This is a genomic window from Caballeronia sp. dw_19 (assembly GCF_018449515.1).
Taxonomy (GTDB): domain Bacteria; phylum Pseudomonadota; class Gammaproteobacteria; order Burkholderiales; family Burkholderiaceae; genus Caballeronia.
The window spans coordinates 324,013-345,909 of the sequence record NZ_JAAVUQ010000006.1; the positions used below are offsets into that span (position 1 = coordinate 324,013).

Here is a 21,897-nt window from a genome sequence, read left to right on the forward strand (position 1 = left end):
GCGTCATGCCGCAAGGGCAATCTCGCCGCTCAGTGCCTGGCCAGCCGTTTCACCACGGCGATCATCCGGTCGACCTCTTCCGGCGTGTTGTAGAACGCGAGCGACGGTCGCACGGTCGCCTCCAGGCCGAAGCGCCGCAAGATAGGTTGTGCGCAATGATGCCCGGCCCGTACGGCAATACCCTCTTCGCTGAGCGCACGCCCCACCTCCTCGGGCGTGTAGCCATTCAGAACGAATGACAGCACGCTTGCTTTGTCCTGCGCCGTGCCGATCAGGCGCACGCCCGGAATCGGCTTCATCAACGCGGTGGCATAGTCGAGCAACTCGTGCTCGTAACGCGCGATGTTTTCTATGCCGACGCGCGTCACATAGTCGATAGCAGCGCCCAGGCCGACTGCATCTGCGATGTTCCCGGTGCCCGCCTCGAAGCGATGTGGCGCCGGTTGAAACACCGTCCGCTCAAATGTCACGTCCGAGATCATGTTGCCGCCGCCCTGCCACGGCGGCATTGCATCGAGCAGCGCCCGCTTGCCATAGACCGCACCTATTCCGGTCGGCCCGAACACCTTGTGCCCGGAGAAGACGAAGAAGTCCGCATCGAGTGCCTGCACATCCACGCGCATATGCGACACCGACTGCGCGCCGTCGATCAATGCAACCGCGCCGACGCGGTGCGCCATCTCCACCATTTCCTTGACCGGTACGACAGTGCCGAGCGCATTCGACACCTGCGTCACCGCGACGATCTTCGTCTTGTCGTTCAACAACCGGCTGTACTCTTCGAGCAGCACCTGGCCCGAATCGTCAACCGGAATCACCCGCAGCGTCGCGCCAGTCAGCGAAGCCAGTTGCTGCCACGGCACGATGTTCGCGTGATGTTCAAGATGCGACACGACGATCTCGTCGCCCGCCCCGACGTTCTGCACTCCCCACGACTTTGCAACCAGGTTGATCGCCTCGGTCGTGCCGCGCACAAACACGATCTCCTCGGGCTGCGAGGCGCCGATGAAGCGCTGAACCCTGCTGCGGGCTCCCTCATAGGCATCAGTCGCGCGACCCGCCAACGCATGTGCCGCACGATGAATGTTCGAGTTCTCGTGCAGATAGAAATAGGCGAGACGATCGATGACGGTCTGCGGCTTTTGTGTAGTGGCCGCGTTATCGAACCATACAAGCTGCCGGCCGTTCACACGCTCCTGCAGGATCGGGAAGTCGCGTCGGATCGCGTTTACATCGAACTGGGGATGGCCGGACTGCGCCTGCGCTGCAGGGTCCGATGTGCGGCCCGATGCCAGCGTCCCGGGCGAGCGGATATCCTCGAGAAAATAACGCTCGGTGACGTCCGGCCGGGCGGGAGCCGACTCCGCAAAACCGCGCGGCAATCCAAACGACGACCCTTGCGGCGGGCCAGCGTTCGCGGACTCTCCAGCAGGCAGCAGTGACGGAACACCCAACGGATCGAGCAGCGATGCCGTGGGCAATGGTCCGTCCTCAACGCCATACGACGGAGGCCTGGCGATATCGATGAAATAGTAAGGTGATGCGCTGCTGCGACCGGCTCCGCCATCGGCCGGCAGATTCGCCGCTGCGGCTTCCGGCACACCGAGCGCGGTACCCCCGTAGCGACTGTCAAGCGCGGGTGCGATCGTCACCAGATTGTCGGGCAAACCGTTCTGCGCAGCGGCATGCGGCAACAAGGCAGGCGCACGATTGCCGAGCGATAGAACGTGGGTCGGCGCTGAAGGCGCAAGGTTGGCACCCGGCACCTTGCCTTGCGGTATGGCTGCGCCCGGTATGCCGCTGCCTGCGCCGGACGGTCCCGCCATCGGAGAGCCCGGCGGCACCGGATTCGTCGAAGCCGGCAAAGCGGGCGCCGCCGCGGCAAGCTCGGAGGGCGCACTGCCAGGCACACCGTTGCCGCCAAGCGTGCTGCCCGGCAGCGCAGCAAAAAACGCGTTTGCAAGACGCGCCAGCATCGCTGGATCGGGCAAACCGGCAGGAAGCGCTGACGTTGGGTCGGGATAAGCTGTCGGCGAATTACTGGTAGGTGTGGGCATAGTCATGGTACTTGCCAACCTCAACGTCCTCGAGGACCGCCAACGCGTCCGGCGTGTGCACTGCAAGCGAGCAATACAGCGACACCAGGTAGGAAGCGATTGCCTGATTGTTGATCCCCATGAAACGCACCGATAACCCCGGCCCCTGCTCGCCTGCCACGCCCGGCTGATAAAGACCGACCACACCCTGGCGCTTGTCGCCGACTCGCAGCAGCAGGATCTTGGTCTTGCCGTCGTCCACGGTTACCTTGTCTGACGGAATCAGCGGGATGCCACGCCACGTGAGGAATTGCGAACCGAACAGGCTGATGGTTGGAGGCGGCACGCCACGGCGCGTACACTCGCGGCCGAAGGCGGCGATCGCCAGCGGATGGGTCAGGAAAAACGCTGGTTCCTTCCATACCTTGGTCAACAGTTCGTCGAGATCATCGGGAGTCGGCGCGCCGGTCAGCGGCAGCACGCGCTGCTCTTCCGCGACATTCGCAATCAACCCGTAGTCAGGGTTGTTGATCAACTGGCTCTCCTGCAACTCCTTGATCGTCTCGATCGTCAGGCGCAGTTGTTCCTTGATCTGGTCGTGCGGGCTGCTGTAAAGATCGGAGATGCGCGTATGCACTTCGACAATCGTGCTCACGGCGTTCAGGAAATATTCGCGCGGCTCCTCTTCGTAAGGCACAAAGGTGGTCGGCAATTGGCTTTCGTCTTCGCGCGCGGTGCATGTGGCAGTCACGGCTTCCGGATTCTTCACCTGATTCAGACGATAGATGCCTGCCTCGACCGGCACCCATTGCAGCAGATGCGTGAGCCAGCGAGGTGTAATGGTTGCAAGCTGCGGGACAGTTTTGGTGGCGTTCGCCAACTGCCGTGCGGCATGGTCGCCGAGTGCGCTGTGACCGGGTGTTGCCATTTTCAAACCCCCTTTCTGTAAGAAATGCGGGAATGCTTATAGGCAAAATTGATCTGGAACGAGTAGCAAAGGTACTTCGTCTTTTTTGATCCGGCAAGGATTACGTGGCGATAAACGCCGGCTCTGCGTTCGATGGAAAATATTGGGCGGAATGCGCCTAGCGCATCGAGCAGGATCGATAGATATGAGGATTGTCAGTGAGCTAATGGGTTTTATCGCGAGACGGATGCGAGGGGAAATTCGGGCTGACATTCTCTGGAAAAGAAGCGTGTGAGGATCGCATTAATCGGGCGTCACGCGCAAACCGGTCGCTCCAAGCGAGCCCGCGATGGCCATTTCGATTTCACGCCCAGTCGATACCAGCGCGCGTTCGCTAAATGCGGGGCCAACCAGGGACAAGCCGAAAGGCAAGCCGTCCGGCGTAAAACCGGACGGCACGCTCAGTGCCGCCAGGTTGAGCGGATTCGCGAAGTACGTGTAATACCCCATGTTCGCATTCAGGCGTTGTGGATCGCGTTCAACGTCATCGCAACGGTAAATGGTGGGGACAGTAGGCAGCGCAAGAAAATCGACAGTTTGAAAAAGCTGCGCTGCGTAGCGCGTCAGCGTTCGTTGCGTGTAGAGCGCCTGGAATGCATCGGCGGCGTTGTAGTTTTTCGCCGCGTCGATCGACGCGCGCACCGCCGGGTGAACCGCGTCGGGATAGCGCGAAATCACATCGTGATAGGTAAGCCAGCGCTCAGCGATGAACGCGCTCCCGAACACAAGCCGGCCAGCGTCGACGAACGGTTTGTAGTCAATCCGGACTTCTTGCGCCCCCAGCGAGCGAAGCACGTCGAGCGACGCAAGATACGACGAACGGGCCGCATCATTGCCGAAGAATTTCAGGTCTTCATCGTGTGGCACACCGAAGCGCAAGGGCGGTGTTCTACGATGCAATATGGTTGTTGGATGGTCGACCGAGAACGGGTCCGTCGGATCGTATCCGGCAATGACGTCGAGCACATCGGAGGCGTCCTGCACGGTGAGCGCGAATACCGGCGCGACATCGAAACTACGGTTGCAATAGACAAATCCGCGCATGCTGACGAGCCCCGGTGTCGGCTTCAACCCGACGATGTTATTCAGCGCCGCTGGAACGCGCCCCGAGCCACCCGTGTCCGACCCGATCGAAAACGAGACCTGGCCCGTGCTGACCGCGACCGCCGAGCCTGAACTCGATCCGCCCGGAATGTAGCGGGAGTCGAATGGATTGCGGCAGTAGCCCGACAATGAGCGGATGCCGACCAAACCCGTGGCGAACTGATCCATGTTCTGCTTGCCGATCAGGATGGCGCCGGCGGCCTCCAGGCGCTCAACAACAGCCGCCGACTGCGTGGCTTCGTAGCCGAACGCGGGGCATCCCGCGGTCGTCGGCAATCCGGCTGCATCGATGTTGTCTTTCAGCCCGAACGGGATGCCATACAACGGCAAGCTCGAACCGCCGCGCCCCAATCGTTCGAGCCGGGCCGCCGCGGCCAATGCGACCTCGCGCGGCACGACATGGGTCCAGACGTGATCGCCGGTACGATGCGCCAGCCGTCGATAGACCTCATCGATTACGCTCGACGGCGTCCAGGAACCATCGGCATAGGCGCGCTTCAGGCTGTTGAAATCGAGGCTCAGTGGCGAAGAGTGCATAAAGGCTTGGATCGGGAAGAGTCAGGAGGACCAGTGAACGACACGGCGCGAAATCATCTCGAACAGACGATCCGCCAGCGATGATAAAAAGCCCAAGACCAGCAACCCCGCCATCATCGTGGCGATCTGCAGGTTCTGTTGTGTGATCTCAAGACGGTAGGCGACGCCCGCGTACGCGCCCGCCAGTTCCGCCGATACCAGCGCATAAAAAGCGATCGTGATCGCGGTGCGTAACCCGACGAACACAAACGGCAGCGCGTCGGGCAACTGCACGGTCCACAACAACTGGCGGCGAGTCGCACCCAGCGCCTGCGCCGCGCGCACATACGTAGGATTTGCCCGTTGCAAACCGAGATGCGTGGCAAGCCACACGGTGAAAAACACGCCCCAGAATACGAGGAACCACTTGCCCAGTTCGCTCAGTCCGAACCAGACGATCACGATCGGCACGAATGCGATTGGCGGGATCGGGCGCAGCAATTGGAACACGGGCGTGAGCAAACCCGCCGCAACACGGTTCGAACCACTAAGTAATCCGATTGCGATGCCGACCAGGGCGCCGGCCGCGTAGCCGATAACTGCCCGCTCGACGCTCGCACCAATATCAACCCATCCTTCCTTTGCGCCGAGATAGCGGTATAACGCGGCGATCACGCGCGTAGGCGGAGGAAACAGCAGAGGATTGACGAGATGCGCCTGGCACAACGCCTGCCATAACAGCAGGAATAACGGCAGCGAAAGCAGTTTCGCGACAAATGGAGCGTGTTTCATGCTGGTTATCCGCGGCCTAGTCCGACGCTGCGGGCAACCGTACCCGTGCCTTGTCCACCTGAGCCAGCGGCGCACTGAAAATAATGCGGCGGAAATCCGGGAGCGTCGCCGCGGCCGGCGCGTTGCCGCTCGCCAAGCGCCATTGCGCGTGTTGCGTGAGCGTGTCGAGCGTACGCTGGTCGAGCACCACATCAAACACATAGTCATGCCAGATCGAGGCAAGATCGGCACGCTCCATATGGGTCGCCTGCGCGATAGTAGTGATGGCGTCGTCGGGATGCGCCTTCAGCCACGTTTCGGCCTCGACGACCGAGCGCAAAAACGCGACCACAGTTGCGGGATGTGCCCGCAGATAAGTTTGCTGGACAACAAGGTTGAACGTCTCGGCATAAACGCCTTTGGCCGGAAGCTCCCTGGCGTCGTCGCCGAGCGCTTTCTTGCCGTTCGCGATGAACGGCTCCCAACTGTTGTAAGCGTCAATACTTCCGCTGGCGAGCGCGGCCGGCATGTCCTGCGGGCGCAAGTTCACCAGCTGAACCTGCGCAGGGGTCAGTCCTGCGCGCTTGAGCAACATGCCCGTATAGATTTCGCTGCCCGTACCGGCCGAAAACCCGATGCGCTTGCCCTTGAGATCGGCCGGCGTTGTGATCCGCGCGGCGCTGCGAGTGAGTGTCTTGTCGTCGGAGTATTCCATCCTTGCGAGCAGTGCGATCTTCTGGTCGGCGAGTGCCGCCGCCGTAATCGGCGCTTCGGCAGTGGTGGCCACATCTGCGCCATTTCCAAGCACGGTTTCCAGTGCCTGCCGGCCGCTGCTGAAGTTGCTGACCTGAACATCAAGTCCGTTCTTTTCGAAGAAATGTTGTTCCTGCGCGATAATCACGAGGCCGGATATGGGGGCCAGATTTTGCGCAAGCCGAACGGTTTCGGCCGCGTTGCCCGTTGCCTGCAACGCGGTGATCATAATCCCCGAAACGAACAATTGTTTTGTGATACTAAGCATAATTATAATTTCCCGATGGCATTGGCAAACGTGTCAAGGTGTCGTTGCTTTAAAGCGGAACTGTAAGCACTTGCCGCCAAAAAATGGCGCTTCAGTCAAGCGTCGTTGTCAGGATAGACGGCGGACTTGCCTCACCAACCTCGCCGGCCGCCCTTCCTGGCGGCAATACCTGAGCTTCTGTATCGAATGCTTTCTGACTCTCCTCCCGAATCAGCGAAAGAAGCCGGGACCGGATCGAAAAGAACTCCATCGACTCCATCGTAGCTTCGCTGCGTGGGCGGGCAAGCGGCACCGGCACGATCTCCTTGATGCGTCCGGGACGAGCCGTCATGACATAAATGCGATCGGCCAGAAACACCGCTTCGTCAATATCGTGCGTGATGAACAGCACCGACAAGTTCAGGCTGCGCCACATGGTCGTCAGCAACTGCTGCATGATCGTGCGGGTCTGCGCGTCGAGGGCGCCGAACGGCTCGTCCATCAACAGGATGCGTGGTGTGGTCGCCAGCGCGCGCAGGATGCCCACGCGCTGCTTCATGCCGCCCGAAAGCTGCTCGGGGAAATACGTTTCGATGTTCGACAACCCGGCCATCGCCAGTAACGAGCGGGCGCGGTCACGGCGTTGCGCCGACGGCACGCCTTTCAGCTTGAGGCCGTACTCGACATTCGAACGCGCGGTCATCCAGGGGAACAGCGAATATTGCTGGAACACGACGCCCCGGTCGGCTCCCGGCGATATCACCCGCTGACCGTCGATCGTGACGCTGCCTGATGCTGGCGCCTGAAATCCCGCGACCGCGTTGAGCAGCGAAGATTTGCCGCACCCTGAGGGCCCCACCACGACGACGAATTCGCCGGGTGCGACTTCGATCGAAACGTCGTCGAGCACTCGCGTTGCTACGCCTGCGCGCTGCCACGGCCAGCGTCCCGCGCGTTGCGCGAATTCGACCGAGAGCCGGTCGACCCTAAGGTGTCCGAGGGCCTGTGTCATGCCGCAACCGCCCCAAGCGCTTCGAGAAACGGCCACGGAAAAATTCCCTGCGCGTGACCGTCGCTGAAGATGATCTGCACGCCATACGCCATCGAATAAATGTCCACGATTGCGACGTCCTCGGCTGCCTGCACGGAACTCGCCGCGAGGCGAATACGGCGGCACGCGGCGCATGGGCATGCACGGCGCAAGGCCGCGTGACTGACGCACTGGGCCCGCGCGCCGGGCCAGTGCAGCGTCAGGGTATGGGCGCGCGAGTCCAGGTCGATGCGTTCGGGTACGTTCATGCGGGAAGACCTTCGATCTGTTGCAACGCGATGCGAACGGCCTTGCGGACTTCCGGGTCCGGGTCGCCTTGGGCAGCTTGCAGGGCCGGCAGCAAACCGCGGTCGCCGAGCTCGCCGAGCGCAAGCGCCGCTTCCTTACGCAGATTGCTGATGGAATGCGACAGCAGCCGTGCAAGCGCCGCTCCCGCGCCCGGGTCACGCAACCGGCCGAGCGCTCGTGCGGACTTCAACCTGACCTGCCAGTAAGGATCGTCAAGCGACGCGATCAACGCGTCGCGGGCCTGGCCCGCGCGCAGCTTGCCCAGCGTCGCGGCGGCTTCCTCACGCACTTGCCAAGCGTCGTCGCGCAACGCACTGAGCAACGCGTCGACAATGGCTTGCGCCGGCTCCGAGCCCAGTCCTAACGACCCCACTGCGGCCCGGCGCACATCGGGATCGGTATCGCCTGCGGCCACTTGTGCGAGCTGCGCAAGCGCGCGCTCGTCCTTGAGCCAGCCTGCGACGCCGACGGCCTCCAGGCGCACCGACGCAAGCGGATGCGAGAGTGCTCGCATGGCGGGGTCCAGTGCGTCGGACAGGCGCAATTCACGCAATGCGCGGAGTATCGCGGCCTGCACGAACGGGTCGGGATTGGCGACCCATTCAAGCAATACGTGGCCGGACGTTGCTTCCTTGAGTTCCGAGAGGCTTTGAGCGGCAGCAAGGCGCACCGTTTCATCGGCGTCGAGAAGGGAACGGCACAGCGCGTCGACAACCTCCGCCCCTTCCCAGGCCGCCAGCACGCGCGCGGCCTCCCGGCGGACATCAGCCGAATCGTCATGACGCAGCGCATGGACGATCGGCGGCAACAGGTTCTCGTCCTCCAGATCCGCGAGTTCAAGGAGCGCGATGCGGCGAACCACGGGGTCGGCGCTGGACAGGCGCGGCAGCACGGCCGCTGCTTCGGGGTCGAGCGCGTCCGGGTCGAAAGTCAGCGGAGAGAAAACAGTCATGAGTGGATGGGTTGTCAAATGAGCGATTGAAGCAATGAATATTCAGAATGGCGTGGCGCGCAATTTCATGTCGTCTCGCGCAGCAGTGCAAGGCAACGGCGCTTGATGTCGACGAACTCCACCGCCACCGTGCTTTCGTCATCGCGTGGACGGGAAAGTGGCACCACGATATCGGCGACGATTCTCGCCGGCCGTCGCGACAGCACGAGAATGCGATCGGCCAGGAACAATGCCTCGTCTATATCGTGAGTCACGAACATCACGGTCGTGCGCATACGCGCCCACACATCAAGCAGCAGGCTCTGCATCATCCGGCGCGTCTGTGCGTCGAGTGCACCGAACGGTTCGTCCATCAGCAGGATGCGCGGCCGGTTGATCAGCGCGCGTGCAATTTCCACCCGCTGTTGCATGCCGCCCGACAGTTGCGCCGGATAACGCGCTTCGAATCCCTGCAAGCCGACGAGTTCGAGCAGCGCACGCGCCTCGCGATGCCGTTCCGCGAGACCGAGCCCGCTCATCTTCAGTCCGAACGCAACGTTGTCGATCACCCGCTTCCACGGAAACAACGTGTGCTGCTGAAACACAAGGCCACGGTTTCGATGCGGCCCTTCGACCCGTTCGCCATCCACGGCGATCTCGCCACGAGTGGACACCACATGTCCCGCAATAGCGCCCAGCAACGTGGACTTGCCACAACCTGACGGTCCGAGCACGCAGACGAATTCACCCGGCTCGACGGTGAAATCGAGGCGATCGAGCGCCGTCAATCGTTCGCTCGGCAACCCCACCTCAACGCTCAGCGAACGCACGTCCACACGGCCCAGGGTCGCCTCGGTCAGCACCTCAGTTAACGCGATACTCATCGACGCGCCTCGCTCAGCCGATGCCACGGCATCAGCATCAGTCCGAGCCTTTTGACAAGCACGCTGCTGCCCATGCCAAGCGCGCCGATCAGCAGCATGCCGACGACGATATCGGCGTAGTTCTGCAAGGTGTACGACTCCCACGTAAAATAACCGATCCCGTACTGCCCCGCGATCATCTCGGCCGTGATCAGGCAAAACCACGCAGTGCCCATGCCGATCGACAAACCGGTCAGGATCGCCGGCGCCGCGCCGGGCAGGATCACTTCGCTGAATAGGGCGAGCCGGCGCGTGCCAAGACTTCGCGCGGTGGCGACCAGGCGTGGATCGACGCCTTCCACGCCGTGAATGGTATTGAGCAGAATAGGGAACAGCGCGCCGATGAACGTGATGAACATCATGCTCACCTCCGACGACGGAAACATCAGGATCGCCAGCGGAATCCATGCAACAGCGGGAATGGGCCGCAGCACTTCCAGCGACGGCAGCACTGTGTCTTCGAACGCGCGATACCGCCCGATCGCAAGTCCAAAGCCGATCCCAACCAAAGCCGCCGCGCTGAATCCGACCAGCACCCGCATGATGCTGGCGAAGAGGTGCATCGGCAGCTTGGGTGAATGCAGCAGGTGCCAGAACGCCTGTGCGACCTCCGTCGGTGCGGGCACATTCGCCATTGTCACGAAGCCGAGCGAGACCTTGTACTGCGTAGCGATCTGCCACAGGCCGAGGCAGGCGACAAGTGACGCGCAACGCCGGATCGAACGGCTGACAGGCGTGCGCGTCAACACCGCCGACGAACGTTGTCCGTCAAGCGCCGGCAAGTCGCGGCTTTCGATGCTTTCGAGCGAAGTGGCCATTATCGATTTCCTGTAGAAGGCGTCGAACCTGCTGCGCGTCAGCGTGCGGCCACGGCCTGAGCCGCACCAGCGCGAACCGATGCATAGTCCGAGACTTGGCCACTGACCTTTTTCGCGTAATCATCCGCACTGGCGCGCAGCAGGAAAGCCGCGATCTGCCCGGTGCCTGAGCGGACATACCAGGCTTGGGCCGCCAACAGCTTCAGCCCGCTCGTGTGATCCTGCACAAACACCGCGCGCACGGTCTTGCCCTGTTTCGTCAACGCTTCCTGCGCACTGAGAGCTTCTTGCGGTTGCGCGTAACTGCGAACGGCGTCTTCACCTTCGACCCACACTTGAGCGACGTCGTTGAAATGGGTGATTCTCCTGCCCGTTTGCGCGTCATTGGCCGTCAACGGCTGCTTCGCGTAGTTCTTGAGCGCGGCGTCATAGTCGAGGCCGGACTGCTTGAACGCCTCGCGGATAAAGTGGTCGTCAATGATGCTGTTCGCATCGAGCTCGACGTCCGTCTTTTTCAGCAGCTTGAGTGTGTCGATCGCGCTCGCCACGGCCTCCCGATACTCCGGCTTCCAGGTCAGGTCGCGGGTCTGCAAGCCGAGCGGCCCGTGATACAGGTAATCGACCGGCGCTTCAATGCCCGTCACTTTCTCTATCAGCAGGCTGTACTTTTCCGGGTCCTGCGCCATCAGGCGATTCGCCTCAATGGTCGCGCGCAAATAGGCAACGACAATTTCCGGGTACTTCTTTGCGTAGTCCGCGTCGACGAGCGCACCATGAAAAGTCGGTGCGTGGCTTTGCGAACCGTCATAGATCTTGGTCGCGAAGCCGCGATACGGAAACAGGTCGGCGAACGGCACAAAGTCGGCATGCGCGTCAATCTTGTGCGCCTTGAGCGCACTGCCCGCCACTTCCGGCGCTTGCGTGATGATGTTGACGTCGGTCTCAGGATCCCAGCCTTGCGCCTTGATAGCGCGCAGCAACATGCTATGCGCGGTCGATGCGAACGGCACCGAGATTGTCTTGCCCTTCAGGTCGGCCAAGGAATGAATCGGGGACCCGATCGGGACGACAATGCCATTGCCGCTGCCCTCGATGCTCCCCGACAGAACCGTGATGAACTCACTCCGCTTGCCGGCTTTCTTGAATGCCGCCGCGTTGAGCGTGCCGGGAAAATCCGCCATCGCGCCGAAATCGAGTTTTCCCGCGACCATTTCATTAGTCAGCGGCGCGCCGGATGTGAAGTCCTTCCACTGGATGTCGTACTGGACGTCCTTGTATTTGCCGTCGTGCGGAAGATATTTATCGAGCAGATGCAGCTCCCGGATCATGAGACCGCCCGTTGCGCAGTTGATCGTGGTGTCCTGCGTGCCGATAGCCACGCGGATCGTTTCCGCCTGCGCGGCGCTCAATGACGCCATGACGATGCCTAACGCCGTGGAAGCCCGAAGCAGTTTTCGAATATTCCGAATGTTCATTACTCAACCCCGAGTAGATAGTGACTACGCCGCGAATCTGAACGCTGCGTCAGCGCAGCAAATAAGGAATCTCTACCTTGACCGCACCAGTCGGGCAATCCTGTTCGCACGGCATGCAGTACCAGCATTCATCGAACTTCATGAAGGCCTTGCCCTTGGAGAGGTCGATAGCCAGCAAGTCGAGCGGACAGACATCCACACAGACGGTGCAGCCCTTGTCAGCGATACATTTGTCTTCGTCGACGGTGACAGGCGCCGAGCTTCGCTGGAAAATTTCATGAGACGTATAGGACATGGAGGCTCCGTTCAGGCAGATTCCGGCACGGCTGCAGGCGCGGACACACGCTCGCCAATGCGCAACTTTTGATAGGCATCGCTTTCGTCGTTGTCGAGCGGAAGCACATAGGGCTCGACCGCGCGTTTCGCGCTCGTCATCCTGCCGAACTGATCCTTGAAGAGGTGCGTATGGCAGAACCACTCGCTGTCGTTACGCTGCGGATAATCCACCCGGTGGTGATAAAGCCCCCAGCGACTCTCGGTCCTGAAGAGCGACGCACGTGCGGCCATTTCCGCGCAGTCCCTGATAGCTCGCACCTCGGCGGCGCGCATCAGTTCGTGCGGGTTATCGGCTTTCATTTCGTCGATATCGGCGCTGATCTCCTCGAACCGCTGCAGCCCGATCTCCATCTTTCGTGTGACCTTGGGCGGCTGAAGATAGTCGTTCACCATGCGCCGCAACTTGTATTCGACCTGTGCCGGGGCAAGCCCGGATTCGCGTTCGAGCGGCGCGTAGATGCGTTGACGCTCTGCCGCTATCTGTTCGTCATCGAGCGGTGAAAACTCGCGGCCCGCGACATCGCCGGCCGCGTTCCATCCCGCGAACCAGCCATAAGTGAACGCGCCAAGCATGTAGTTGTGCGGCACCGCAGCCATGTCGCCCGCTGCATATAAACCCGCCACCGTGGTCTCCGCGCGCTCGTTGACGTACACGCCCGACGCGCTGTGGCCGCTGCAAAAGCCGATCTCCGAGATGTGCATCTCCACCATCTGCTGCCGGTAATCGGTGCCTCGCCCTGCATGAAAACGTCCGCGGCTCGGGCGCTCGTTGGTATGCAGGATGTCTTCGATCGTCTTGATCGTTTCCTCCGCCAGATGATCGAGTTTCAGGAACACCGGCCCATTGCCGCTTTGCAGTTCCTGGTAGAACTCCCACATCATCTGACCGCTCCAGTAGTCGCATTCAATAAAGCGTTCGCCCTTGCCATTTGCCGTGAAGCCGCCAAGCGGTCCGGTCACGTAAGCGCAAGCCGGACCGTTATAGTCCTTGATTAAAGGGTTGATCTGGAAACACTCAAGGTTAGAAAGCGCGGCGCCGGCGTGATAGGCCATGGCGTAGCCGTCACCCGCGTTGGTCGGATTTTCGTAGGTGCCCATCAGGTAGCCCGACGCCGGCAACCCCAGCCGGCCTGCGGCACCACAACTCAGGATCACGGCCTTCGCGCGCACGATATAAAAGTCGGCGGTGCGGCAGTCGAAACCCATTACGCCGCAGACGCGTCCGGTTGCGTCGGTCAGGAGGCGTGTCGCGACAATGCGATTAGTGATGGCGACACGGGAACGCTTGAGCTGGCGATAAAGTACCTTCTTGATGCTGTGCCCTTCCGGCATGGGCAGCACATAGGAACCCATGTGATGCACCTTCTTGACAGCGTAGTCGCCAGTACTGTCCTTCTCGAATTTCACACCCCAGCGATCCAGTTCCTCGATCGTCTTGAAGCTATGTCGCGCATAGGCGTACACCGCCGACTGGTCGACAATGCCGTCGTTCGCGATCGTGATCTCCCGCGTATATTGCTCAGGCGTTGCGTGCCCGGGAACAATCGCGTTGTTGAGACCGTCCATGCCCATGGAAATTGCGCCACTACGCTTGACGTTTGCTTTCTCCAGCAGCAACACCCTGAGCGAGGGATCGCGTTCCTTCGCTTTGACCGCGGCCATGGGTCCGGCCGTTCCGCCTCCCACCACCACGACGTCATATTCGAGAACATGTGTATTCATCGCGCTTTCCTCGCATTCCTGCGTTTCTTTTCCCGGTCGATACGCATCCGGTACTGGAATGCATCACCGCGAAAATAAAGGTATTCATAGTCGACAGGCGTGCCGTCAGCGCAGTGCGTGAGGCGTTCGATCCGCAGCACCGGACTGCCCTCCTCTACCTGCAGCGCGGCGCCGATTTCGTCATCGGCGAGAATCGCGTCGATCGATACATCGGCGTGGCCGAGCGAGAGTCCGCAGTCGTTCTCAAGGATCAAAAAGATGTCGCGGGTCACGAGGTCGGCATTGGCCAGACGCTTTTCGAGGGCCTCCGGAACGTAGGTAATTTCCAGAGAAACGGGCGCCCGGTTGAGCAGCCGTACCCGATGGATTTCGACTACCCCCGAGCCCTCGGCGACATTCAGGCGGCTTGCAACGTGGCGGTCAGCCTTGATCACTCTGAACGTGCGCAACTGGTTGACGATTTCATATCCCATCGATGACATCGCCTCTGCAAAGCCTTGTAGCGACGTTACATTCTGAAAGGCTTTCGGCTTGGAAACGAAAGTTCCCTTTCCATGGATCTTGAACAGCAAGCCCTCTTTCTGCAGGTCGCCAAGCGCCTGACGCACGGTGATGCGGCTGACCTCGAACATTGCGCAGAGCTCGTGCTCGGATGGCATCTGCCCATGCGGCGCGTACGTCCCATCGAGGATGCGAGCGCGCAGCACTTCCTTTAACCGGGCATAGAGCGGGGCGGCGGACAGCGGCAACAAGGTGGCAGTGGGAGCAGTCATTTCAACTTGTTATGACAAGATGAAACGGAGTCTAAACACGCCGATAAATCCGACCAACGAAGATTTTCTGATATCGATCAAAGCAGAGTCGCTGATTTTCAGCAGGAGCTTTCAGCACAGCGGTCGCGCCACGAACGTCATATCTTTCGCACGAATCCTTCGTTGCGATACGTCCATGTGAACCGTAGGGTTTACGTTTGTCATCCGTCGCGCATCGTTGCGCATCGTCACGTTGACGGAACCGCCTTTCAAGCAGACACCGGCACGGCGTGTCCGCGCTCCATCAAAAAAAATAGAAGGAATCAGCAGATGTCAGATAGTCATCCCAAGGATTCGCCGCCACCGGACCAAAAACGAAAATCGGCAGGACGTCGGAGCTTCATTGTTGGCGGCGCGTTGCTGGGTGTCGGTGCGATCGGCTATGGGCTGATCAGCAGGCATGGTACGCAAGGTTCAGTCAATCCGGCGGCGCTCATTCATGCTGCATCGGACGGCACGCCTCGGGTGGGCGGCACACTTGTCGTGGGCGAGTATCAGGAGCCGACCGTCTTTGATCCCAATCATCAATACTCCTGGGAAACGTACCGGGTAGACCGGCATATCTACGAGTCGCTGATAGGCGAAGATCTCAGCAGACCCTCCTCCGAGGGGCCGCCGCCTCTGATTCCAGCGCTGGCTGAAAGCTGGCAGGTCAGCGATGACGCGACCACGTTCACGTTCAAGCTGCGCCGCGGCGTGAAATTCCACGATGGCGCCCAGTTCGATGCGCACGCCGTGGAGTTCAACGTGCGCCGCTTCCATGACAGGAGCTTCGAGTACTACGACGTCAAGGCTAACGCCTTCATGAAAGCGGTGTACGGCGATCTGAAGTCCTTTGACGTGGTCGATGATTACACCGTGCGCTACGTCTTTAACAAACCGTTTCGCGACTTTCCGCGCATGCTGCCGCAAGGCAATTACGTGTCGGGAATCTTTAGTCCTGAAGCGCTGAAGACTTGGGGCCAGGATGGTCTTGCCGAACATGCTTCGGGCACAGGGCCGTTCAAGCTGGTCACACGAGTTCACGGGGAAAAGACCGAACTGGCGCGTCACGAACAGTACTGGGGACCACGTCCCTACCTCGACAAAATTGTATTCCGGCCCATCATTGACGACTCCACGCGCCTCGCCGCGCTCCAGGCGGGCGAGATCGACATCCTTACCCGCACGCCGACCGACGCGGTTCGGCCGTTGTCCTCCAACGGCTATGCCGTGCCCGAGGGCACGGGCGCGGGGTTGCTTTATCTAGGCTGGAATTTCAAGAACAAGTTCGCACAAGATGTGCGCGTCCGGCAGGCGATCATTCAGTCGATCGATCGCGAAGGGCTCGCCAAAACGCTCTTCAAAGGTCACGCCATTGCGTCGTACAACATTCTTAACCCCGGCAACACCGCCTACGATCCTGCCCAGAAGGACTTCGCCTACGATCCCGATGCTGCGCGCCGGCTGTTGAGCGAAGCGGGCTTCAAGGATGGCGACATCAGCTTCACCATTGCGACCGACGAGGCGAATCAACCGTCCATCGAATGGATACAGCGCGATCTCGCGAAGGTCGGCATCAACGTGAAGATCCTCTCGCAGGAGTGGCTGACCTATACGTCCAATCTCCCGCACCTGTCGGACGACATCGCGCTCGCCAGCATGGAATGGGGCTTCGTCACGCCTCTGTGGCTGCGTATTGTGTATCAAGGGTATGTTGTGGCGCGCGGCGGCAAGGACCTGCTTGGGCCGGAACTGGCGGCATCGATCGACGTGGCGTCAGTAGAGCCCGACGAGGCCCGCGCGATCCCTCTATGGAAGAGCGCCAATGGCTTGCTGCAGAAGCAGGCCGGTGTCGTGCCGCTGCTTTCGTTCACCCGTTACTTTTCTACCAGCCCCAAGGTCAGGGGCTTTAACGTGCCGGCGCAGAATTGGTACGACCTGAGCCACGTGTGGCTGTCAACATGACGCGCACCATCATCAGTCGCCTGGCGCAGGCCATTCCGGTCTTCCTGACCATCTCGGTGCTGGTGTTTCTTTCGGCGCATCTGGCCCCGGGCGATCCGATCTCGAACGCGCTCACGGGGCAGATGCCGCAATCATCCATTGACGCCCTTCGGCATGAATACGGCTTCGACCGGCCGCTGGTTACGCAGTACTTCATCTGGCTGTCGCATTTGCTGAGCGGCCATTGGGGCGACTCCATCGTCCTCAAGGTGCCGGTCATGGACGTACTCGGCCGCGCGTTCATCAATACCGCGATCCTCACCGCCGCAGCAACGCTGATCTGCGTCGTGTTCGGTGTCGCCGTGGGCGTGGTGTCCGGTTTGAATCGAGGATCAAAGGGCGATTCGGTCTCCATGTTCGTGATTCAGATTGGCCACAACATGCCGGTATTCTGGCTCGGACTCGTGCTGATGTGGCTGTTCGCGCTCAAGCTTCACTGGCTGCCGTCATCCGGCATTGCGGACATGCGTGGCGACGGCGGCCTGCCGGACTTGCTGCGCCATCTCCTCCTGCCGGCGTTTTCGGCGGCGCTCATTTCGATGCTCATTCTTGCGCGGCTAGTCAGGGCGAGCGTGATCGACATCGCAGGGGCGGATTACATCAGGACCTATCGATCGCTGGGATTTTCACGCGCCCAAATTCTGCGGCGTCACATGGGACGCAACCTGCTTAGTCCGGTGATCAACGTCACTGGCCTGCAGATAGGCTATTTGCTGAGCGGCGTGATTCTCGTGGAAAACGTGTTCGCGTGGCCCGGCCTGGGTTCACAACTCTATGTGGCAGCAGCCGGCCGGGACTATCCAATGACGCAAGCTGGCGTGATGCTGATCGCAGCATGTTTTGTGGGCGTGAATCTTGTGACCGACATCGCGCTCGACCTGCTCAACCCGCGCCTTGGCGCTTAACGCAGCTCTTCCATAGGAACTCCTCGATGCCACCGTCAGAACTGGTTCGGGAAAAAGCATACGCCGAGAGCTGCAGCGCGTGCGAGCGGCTCGCGCCGTCGCGCATGAGCGAAGCCGCCACGCGACTGGCATCGAATGGACTTGCGTTCGGTGGACTGATTTTCATCCTGCTGGTCTTCGCCGTTTCGGCAGCTGCACCCTGGCTCGCGCCCTATGACCCGAACGCCGCCGACCCGGTGCTGCGCCTTGGCGGCATCGGCACACCGGGGCACCTCCTTGGCCTCGACGCTCAAGGACGCGACATGCTGAGCCGCCTGATCTGGGGCGGCAGGACGTCGCTCGTCGTGGTGATCCCCGCCGTGCTCGGAGCCTGCGTGCTCAGTCTCCTGCTTGGTCTGTACGCCGGCTATTCACGAAGCCGTGCGAGTGCGGTCGTCATGCGCTTCATCGACATCCTGTTTGCGTTTCCGATGATCCTGTTTGCGATCAATCTCGCCACGACGTTCGGACCGGGCATCTTTACGGTGACCGCGACCGTGCTGTTCTGCGCACTGCCCTACGTCACGCGGGTGGTCTATGCCGAGGTCCGGGCAGAGCGGGATAAGGAGTATGTGGAGGCTGCGCGTGCGCTGGGTGCATCGTCCTTCGAGATCGTCTCGCGAGAGATCCTGCCGAACGTGCTGACGTCGGTAGTGGTGTATGGCACGACGCTGATCGGCGGAATGATCGTGTTCCTCGCGGGCCTGAGCTTTCTAGGGCTTGGCGTACAGCCGCCTACGGCCGATTGGGGCCGCATGGTTGGCGAAGGCGCCCGGGTGATGCTGCTCGGCGGCGGTCATGTGGCCACTCTGCCCGCGCTGGTGATCGTCGCCTTCGCGCTTGCGTTCAACTGGTTCGGGGACGGTCTGCGCGATGTGCTCGATCCACGCGATTGACCGGTCCTTGAACGACCCCGCTTAACCGTCACACGCCCTTGCGGAGATCCATGTGCCACTGCTGAAGATTGAACAACTGAAGGTGGATTTTACTGGACGACGCGGCCTTGAAAGCGCCGTACGCGGTCTGGACCTGAGTATCGAAGCGGGAGAAATCGTCGCGCTGGTCGGGGAATCCGGTTCGGGCAAGAGCGTCACGGCGGCAGCCATTGCCGGCCTGTTACCGCGTGAGGCGAGCGTGCGCGGAACGGTTGAGTTCGAAGGGAGCGCGCTGTTGGGCATGCCGGAAGCCGCACTCGAACAAGTTCGTGGCAACGGCATCGCGATGGTCTTTCAAAACCCGCTCAGTTCGCTCGATCCGTCGTTCAGGGTGGGCGCGCAGCTTCAGGAGGTCGCACGGCATCGTCGCCATGTCAGCCAGGCTGAGGCGCTTGAGCAAGCGGCCACGTGGCTCCAGCGCGTGGGTATCGCCGATACAAAACGGGTCTTGCACGCATGGCCCCATGAGCTGAGCGGCGGGATGCGGCAGCGCGTGATGATCGCGATGGCGGCGATGGGTCAACCCCGCCTGCTGATTGCCGACGAACCGACTACCGCGCTCGACGCCACGCTTCAGAAGGAAATCCTCGCGCTGCTGAAGAGCCTGAACCGTGAGTTCGGAATGGCCATTCTTATCATCACGCATGACTTCGGTGTGGTGTCATACCTGAGCGATCGGGTGGCCGTAATGAAGGCCGGGCGCATCGTTGAACATGGGCCAACTGCGCAAGTGCTGACAGCGCCTCGCCATCCGTATACGGCAAAACTTATTGCAGCGGTGCCGGAACTGGGGCTGCGGCGCCTGGACCCATCGCCTACACGACGGCTTGGGGAAAGCGCTGGTAGCGAAGCCTCGGCATCGACTGTTTCGAAACCACGCACCTCTGAGACGTTGCTGAGAGTCGAGGGATTGTCCAAAACATTTGTTATTGAAAAATCATGGCTGCGTTCGCGTGTGCGCACACTCGATGCTGTAAGCGACGTCCATTTCGAAGTCCGCCGTGGCGAGATCTTTGGCCTGATCGGGACATCGGGTTCCGGCAAGTCGACACTGGCGCGCCTGGTCGCGCACCTGCTTGCATCGACTGGCGGCAGCGTGCACTTTGCGGGCGCTGACCTGGCACAGTTCGACGCCGTCGCACTACGGCGCTTCCGTCAACGCTTTCAGTTCGTGTTCCAGGACAGTACGTCATCGCTCAATCCGCGCCGCACGATCGGCGAGCAACTTTGCGACCCGGCGCTGCGGCTCGGCGCGGCCCGCGACCAGGCTCACGCTTACGAACTTGCCGTTGAAGCCATTGAGCGCGTCGGCCTGAAAGCCGAGCATCTCCGGCGCTTTCCCCACGCGTTTTCCGGCGGGCAGCGGCAGCGGATCGGGATCGCCCGGGCGTTGGTTGTAAAGCCCGAATTCATTGTGCTCGATGAACCGACTTCCGCGCTCGATGTATCGATTCAGGCGGACATACTCAACCTGTTGCTCGAACTTCGGCAGACCCTCGATCTGACCTATCTGTTCATCGGCCATAGCTTGCCGGTGATCGAATTCATGTGCGACCGCGTGGCGGTGATGGAGAACGGCCAGATCATCGAGACCTTCGATGCCGCTGATCTCAACGCCAACGCACGCAAATCTTCCACCCGCACCCTGATCGACGCCGTGCTGTCCTTGCCGTCGCCGTCGCCGTCGCGCGAGCCGTCGAGCGCCGGCTCGACCCAGGATGCCCCTGCCGCAGAGTTCACACCATGACGCGACGCCTGATCTACAACGCCTTCACGCACGTCACGCCCAATCACCACAGCCACGGCTACTGGCGTCACCCCGAAGGCCGCATCCAGCTCGACTACAAGCGGCTGCAACCCTGGCTGGATCTGGCGCGCACGGTCGAGCGCGGCAAGTTCGATACCGTATTCCTCGCAGACGTAGTGGGCGTCTACGATAAATTCCGCGGCAACGGCGACACATCGATTCGCACAGCGATGCAGTTTCCGAGCCTCGACCCGGCCAGCCTCGTCTCCGCATTGGGCGCGGTGACCGAGCACCTGGGCTTTGCAGTCACCAGCTCCGTCATCCAGGATCATCCCTTCGATTTCGCCCGCAAGATGTCCACGCTCGACCATATGACGGACGGGCGCGTGGCATGGAACATCGTCACGTCATACCTCGATAACGCTGCCCGCAATCATGGGCAAAGCGCGTTGACAGAACACGATGAACGCTACCGCTGGGCGGAGGAATATGCCGATGTTGCCTACAAGCTTTGGGAGGCAAGCTGGGAAGACGATGCGCTCGTGACGGACCCGGAGCGAGGAGTATTCGCCGATCCCGCCAAGGTGCACAAGATCCATCATCGCGGGCAGCGTTACTCGGTCGAGGGACCTCACCTCTCCGAACCTTCGCCGCAACGCACGCCGCTACTGTTCCAGGCCGGAGGATCGGAAGCCGGGCGCTCGTTTGCAGCACGACATGCCGAAGCCACGTTCATTGCCTCGCGCACACCTGAAAGCGCCGCGCTGACCGCTGCCGATCTGCGGGCACGCGCGCGTGCCTTCGGTCGTGCCGAGGACGAACTCAAGATCATCGTGTCGCTTGCGCCGGTTATTGGTTCCACTGAAGCCGAAGCGCTCGCGCGCCGTCGCGAACTGAAAGAGTGGCTGAGCGTGGAAGCATTGCAGTCGTTCTGGAGCGGCGGTCTTGGCGTGGACCTGTCGAACATCGACCCAGCACGGCCCATTTCCGAACTGCTTCTGACGAACCACGTGCGCGGCAACGTGCGGGCTTTCATCGAGGCCGCGCCGGACCATGTGGTGACATTCGGCGAGTTGTTGCGCGAGACCGTGTCCGGCCGTTTTGCCGGCACGCCGGAACAGATCGCCGATGAAGTCCAGCGCTATGCCGACGCCGGTGTTGACGGATTCAACGTGGTGCCGGTGACGACCCTGGGCTGGTGGAGCGAATTCGTCGACCATGTGGTGCCTGTGCTGCAAAGGCGTGGCCTGATGCAGAAGGAATACACGCCCGGGACCTTGCGTGAGAAGATTCAGGGACACGGGCCTTACTTGCCCGACCATCATCCGGCACGCGTTACACGCTCGGCGGTACGGACGTTTTCATCGAGGAATGTGGAGGCGGTGTCCTGAACGTGCACGCCGATAGTCGCCGTCATAACCGAAACCCGAAAGCAAAACCAGATCGAGTGCCGTCCAGCAGACATCGTGATTTGCAAATCATCAATTGATGGTGGCGCGCTCATCCAGCACGTCGCCATAATCGCTGAACGCAAT

Annotated in this window: 19 protein-coding genes; 5 read left to right on the top strand and 14 right to left on the bottom strand. The window is 61.1% G+C overall.

Features of this window, described 5'->3' with window-relative positions:
* Nucleotides 1-29 precede the first annotated feature (29 nt).
* The 14 genes from HB376_RS11620 to HB376_RS11685 form a co-directional block, all read right to left on the bottom strand.
* Nucleotides 30-2,063, bottom strand: a complete 2,034-nt coding sequence (locus tag HB376_RS11620) for a family 2A encapsulin nanocompartment cargo protein cysteine desulfurase (protein WP_213763794.1) — start codon at nucleotides 2,061-2,063, stop codon at nucleotides 30-32.
* Entirely contained in the window at nucleotides 2,038-2,964 is a 927-nt protein-coding gene (locus HB376_RS11625) for a family 2A encapsulin nanocompartment shell protein (protein ID WP_213763795.1), read from the bottom strand. The genes HB376_RS11620 and HB376_RS11625 overlap by 26 nt, the downstream gene beginning before the upstream one ends.
* Before the next feature lie 282 nt (nucleotides 2,965-3,246).
* Nucleotides 3,247-4,644 (bottom strand): allophanate hydrolase, encoded by a 1,398-nt coding sequence (locus HB376_RS11630; protein WP_213763796.1) that lies wholly within the window; start codon nucleotides 4,642-4,644, stop codon nucleotides 3,247-3,249.
* Between the two features lie 21 nt (nucleotides 4,645-4,665).
* A complete protein-coding gene (locus HB376_RS11635) occupies nucleotides 4,666-5,415 on the bottom strand; it encodes an ABC transporter permease (protein ID WP_213763797.1) in 750 nt (249 codons plus the stop codon).
* Nucleotides 5,416-5,431: 16 nt separating this feature from the next.
* A complete protein-coding gene (locus HB376_RS11640; RefSeq protein WP_255631282.1) occupies nucleotides 5,432-6,415 on the bottom strand; it encodes an NrtA/SsuA/CpmA family ABC transporter substrate-binding protein in 984 nt (327 codons plus the stop codon).
* Between the two features lie 91 nt (nucleotides 6,416-6,506).
* The gene (locus tag HB376_RS11645) at nucleotides 6,507-7,406 is read right to left on the bottom strand and encodes an ABC transporter ATP-binding protein (RefSeq protein WP_213763798.1); all 900 of its coding nucleotides are present in this window, start codon (nucleotides 7,404-7,406) and stop codon (nucleotides 6,507-6,509) included.
* Nucleotides 7,403-7,693 carry a gamma-butyrobetaine hydroxylase-like domain-containing protein gene (locus HB376_RS11650; protein ID WP_213763799.1) on the bottom strand — a complete coding sequence of 97 codons (291 nt, stop codon included), beginning with the start codon at nucleotides 7,691-7,693 and terminating at the stop codon, nucleotides 7,403-7,405. The genes HB376_RS11645 and HB376_RS11650 overlap by 4 nt, the downstream gene beginning before the upstream one ends.
* Nucleotides 7,690-8,685: a HEAT repeat domain-containing protein gene (locus tag HB376_RS11655; RefSeq protein ID WP_213763800.1), complete on the bottom strand. Its 996-nt coding sequence runs from the start codon at nucleotides 8,683-8,685 to the stop codon at nucleotides 7,690-7,692. The genes HB376_RS11650 and HB376_RS11655 overlap by 4 nt, the downstream gene beginning before the upstream one ends.
* Nucleotides 8,686-8,750: 65 nt before the next feature.
* On the bottom strand, nucleotides 8,751-9,548 hold the full coding sequence (locus HB376_RS11660) for an ABC transporter ATP-binding protein (protein WP_213763801.1): 798 nt from the start codon (nucleotides 9,546-9,548) through the stop codon (nucleotides 8,751-8,753).
* The gene (locus HB376_RS11665) at nucleotides 9,545-10,405 is read right to left on the bottom strand and encodes an ABC transporter permease (RefSeq protein ID WP_213763802.1); all 861 of its coding nucleotides are present in this window, start codon (nucleotides 10,403-10,405) and stop codon (nucleotides 9,545-9,547) included. The genes HB376_RS11660 and HB376_RS11665 overlap by 4 nt, the downstream gene beginning before the upstream one ends.
* 38 nt (nucleotides 10,406-10,443) lie before the next feature.
* The gene (locus tag HB376_RS11670) at nucleotides 10,444-11,880 is read right to left on the bottom strand and encodes an ABC transporter substrate-binding protein (RefSeq protein WP_213763803.1); all 1,437 of its coding nucleotides are present in this window, start codon (nucleotides 11,878-11,880) and stop codon (nucleotides 10,444-10,446) included.
* 49 nt (nucleotides 11,881-11,929) lie between these two features.
* Nucleotides 11,930-12,175, bottom strand: a complete 246-nt coding sequence (locus HB376_RS11675; RefSeq protein ID WP_213763804.1) for a ferredoxin family protein — start codon at nucleotides 12,173-12,175, stop codon at nucleotides 11,930-11,932.
* 11 nt (nucleotides 12,176-12,186) lie between these two features.
* Nucleotides 12,187-13,938: a fumarate reductase/succinate dehydrogenase flavoprotein subunit gene (locus tag HB376_RS11680; RefSeq protein WP_213763805.1), complete on the bottom strand. Its 1,752-nt coding sequence runs from the start codon at nucleotides 13,936-13,938 to the stop codon at nucleotides 12,187-12,189.
* Complete coding sequence (locus HB376_RS11685) at nucleotides 13,935-14,711, bottom strand: GntR family transcriptional regulator (protein ID WP_213763806.1); 777 nt, start codon at nucleotides 14,709-14,711, stop codon at nucleotides 13,935-13,937. The genes HB376_RS11680 and HB376_RS11685 overlap by 4 nt, the downstream gene beginning before the upstream one ends.
* Before the next feature lie 309 nt (nucleotides 14,712-15,020).
* Here HB376_RS11685 and HB376_RS11690 point away from each other — a divergent pair, with 309 nt between their 5' ends.
* Genes HB376_RS11690 through HB376_RS11710 form a run of 5 tightly spaced genes read left to right on the top strand, consistent with a single transcriptional unit; the run spans nucleotide 15,021 to nucleotide 21,753 of the window.
* Nucleotides 15,021-16,697 carry an ABC transporter substrate-binding protein gene (locus tag HB376_RS11690; RefSeq protein WP_213763807.1) on the top strand — a complete coding sequence of 559 codons (1,677 nt, stop codon included), beginning with the start codon at nucleotides 15,021-15,023 and terminating at the stop codon, nucleotides 16,695-16,697.
* On the top strand, nucleotides 16,694-17,641 hold the full coding sequence (locus tag HB376_RS11695; RefSeq protein ID WP_213763808.1) for an ABC transporter permease: 948 nt from the start codon (nucleotides 16,694-16,696) through the stop codon (nucleotides 17,639-17,641). Before HB376_RS11690 ends, HB376_RS11695 begins: the two co-directional genes overlap by 4 nt.
* Before the next feature lie 26 nt (nucleotides 17,642-17,667).
* On the top strand, nucleotides 17,668-18,576 hold the full coding sequence (locus HB376_RS11700) for an ABC transporter permease (protein ID WP_213763809.1): 909 nt from the start codon (nucleotides 17,668-17,670) through the stop codon (nucleotides 18,574-18,576).
* A gap of 52 nt (nucleotides 18,577-18,628) precedes the next feature.
* Nucleotides 18,629-20,362: an ABC transporter ATP-binding protein gene (locus HB376_RS11705; protein ID WP_213763810.1), complete on the top strand. Its 1,734-nt coding sequence runs from the start codon at nucleotides 18,629-18,631 to the stop codon at nucleotides 20,360-20,362.
* On the top strand, nucleotides 20,359-21,753 hold the full coding sequence (locus HB376_RS11710; RefSeq protein WP_213763811.1) for an LLM class flavin-dependent oxidoreductase: 1,395 nt from the start codon (nucleotides 20,359-20,361) through the stop codon (nucleotides 21,751-21,753). Before HB376_RS11705 ends, HB376_RS11710 begins: the two co-directional genes overlap by 4 nt.
* Nucleotides 21,754-21,897: the final 144 nt, after the last annotated feature.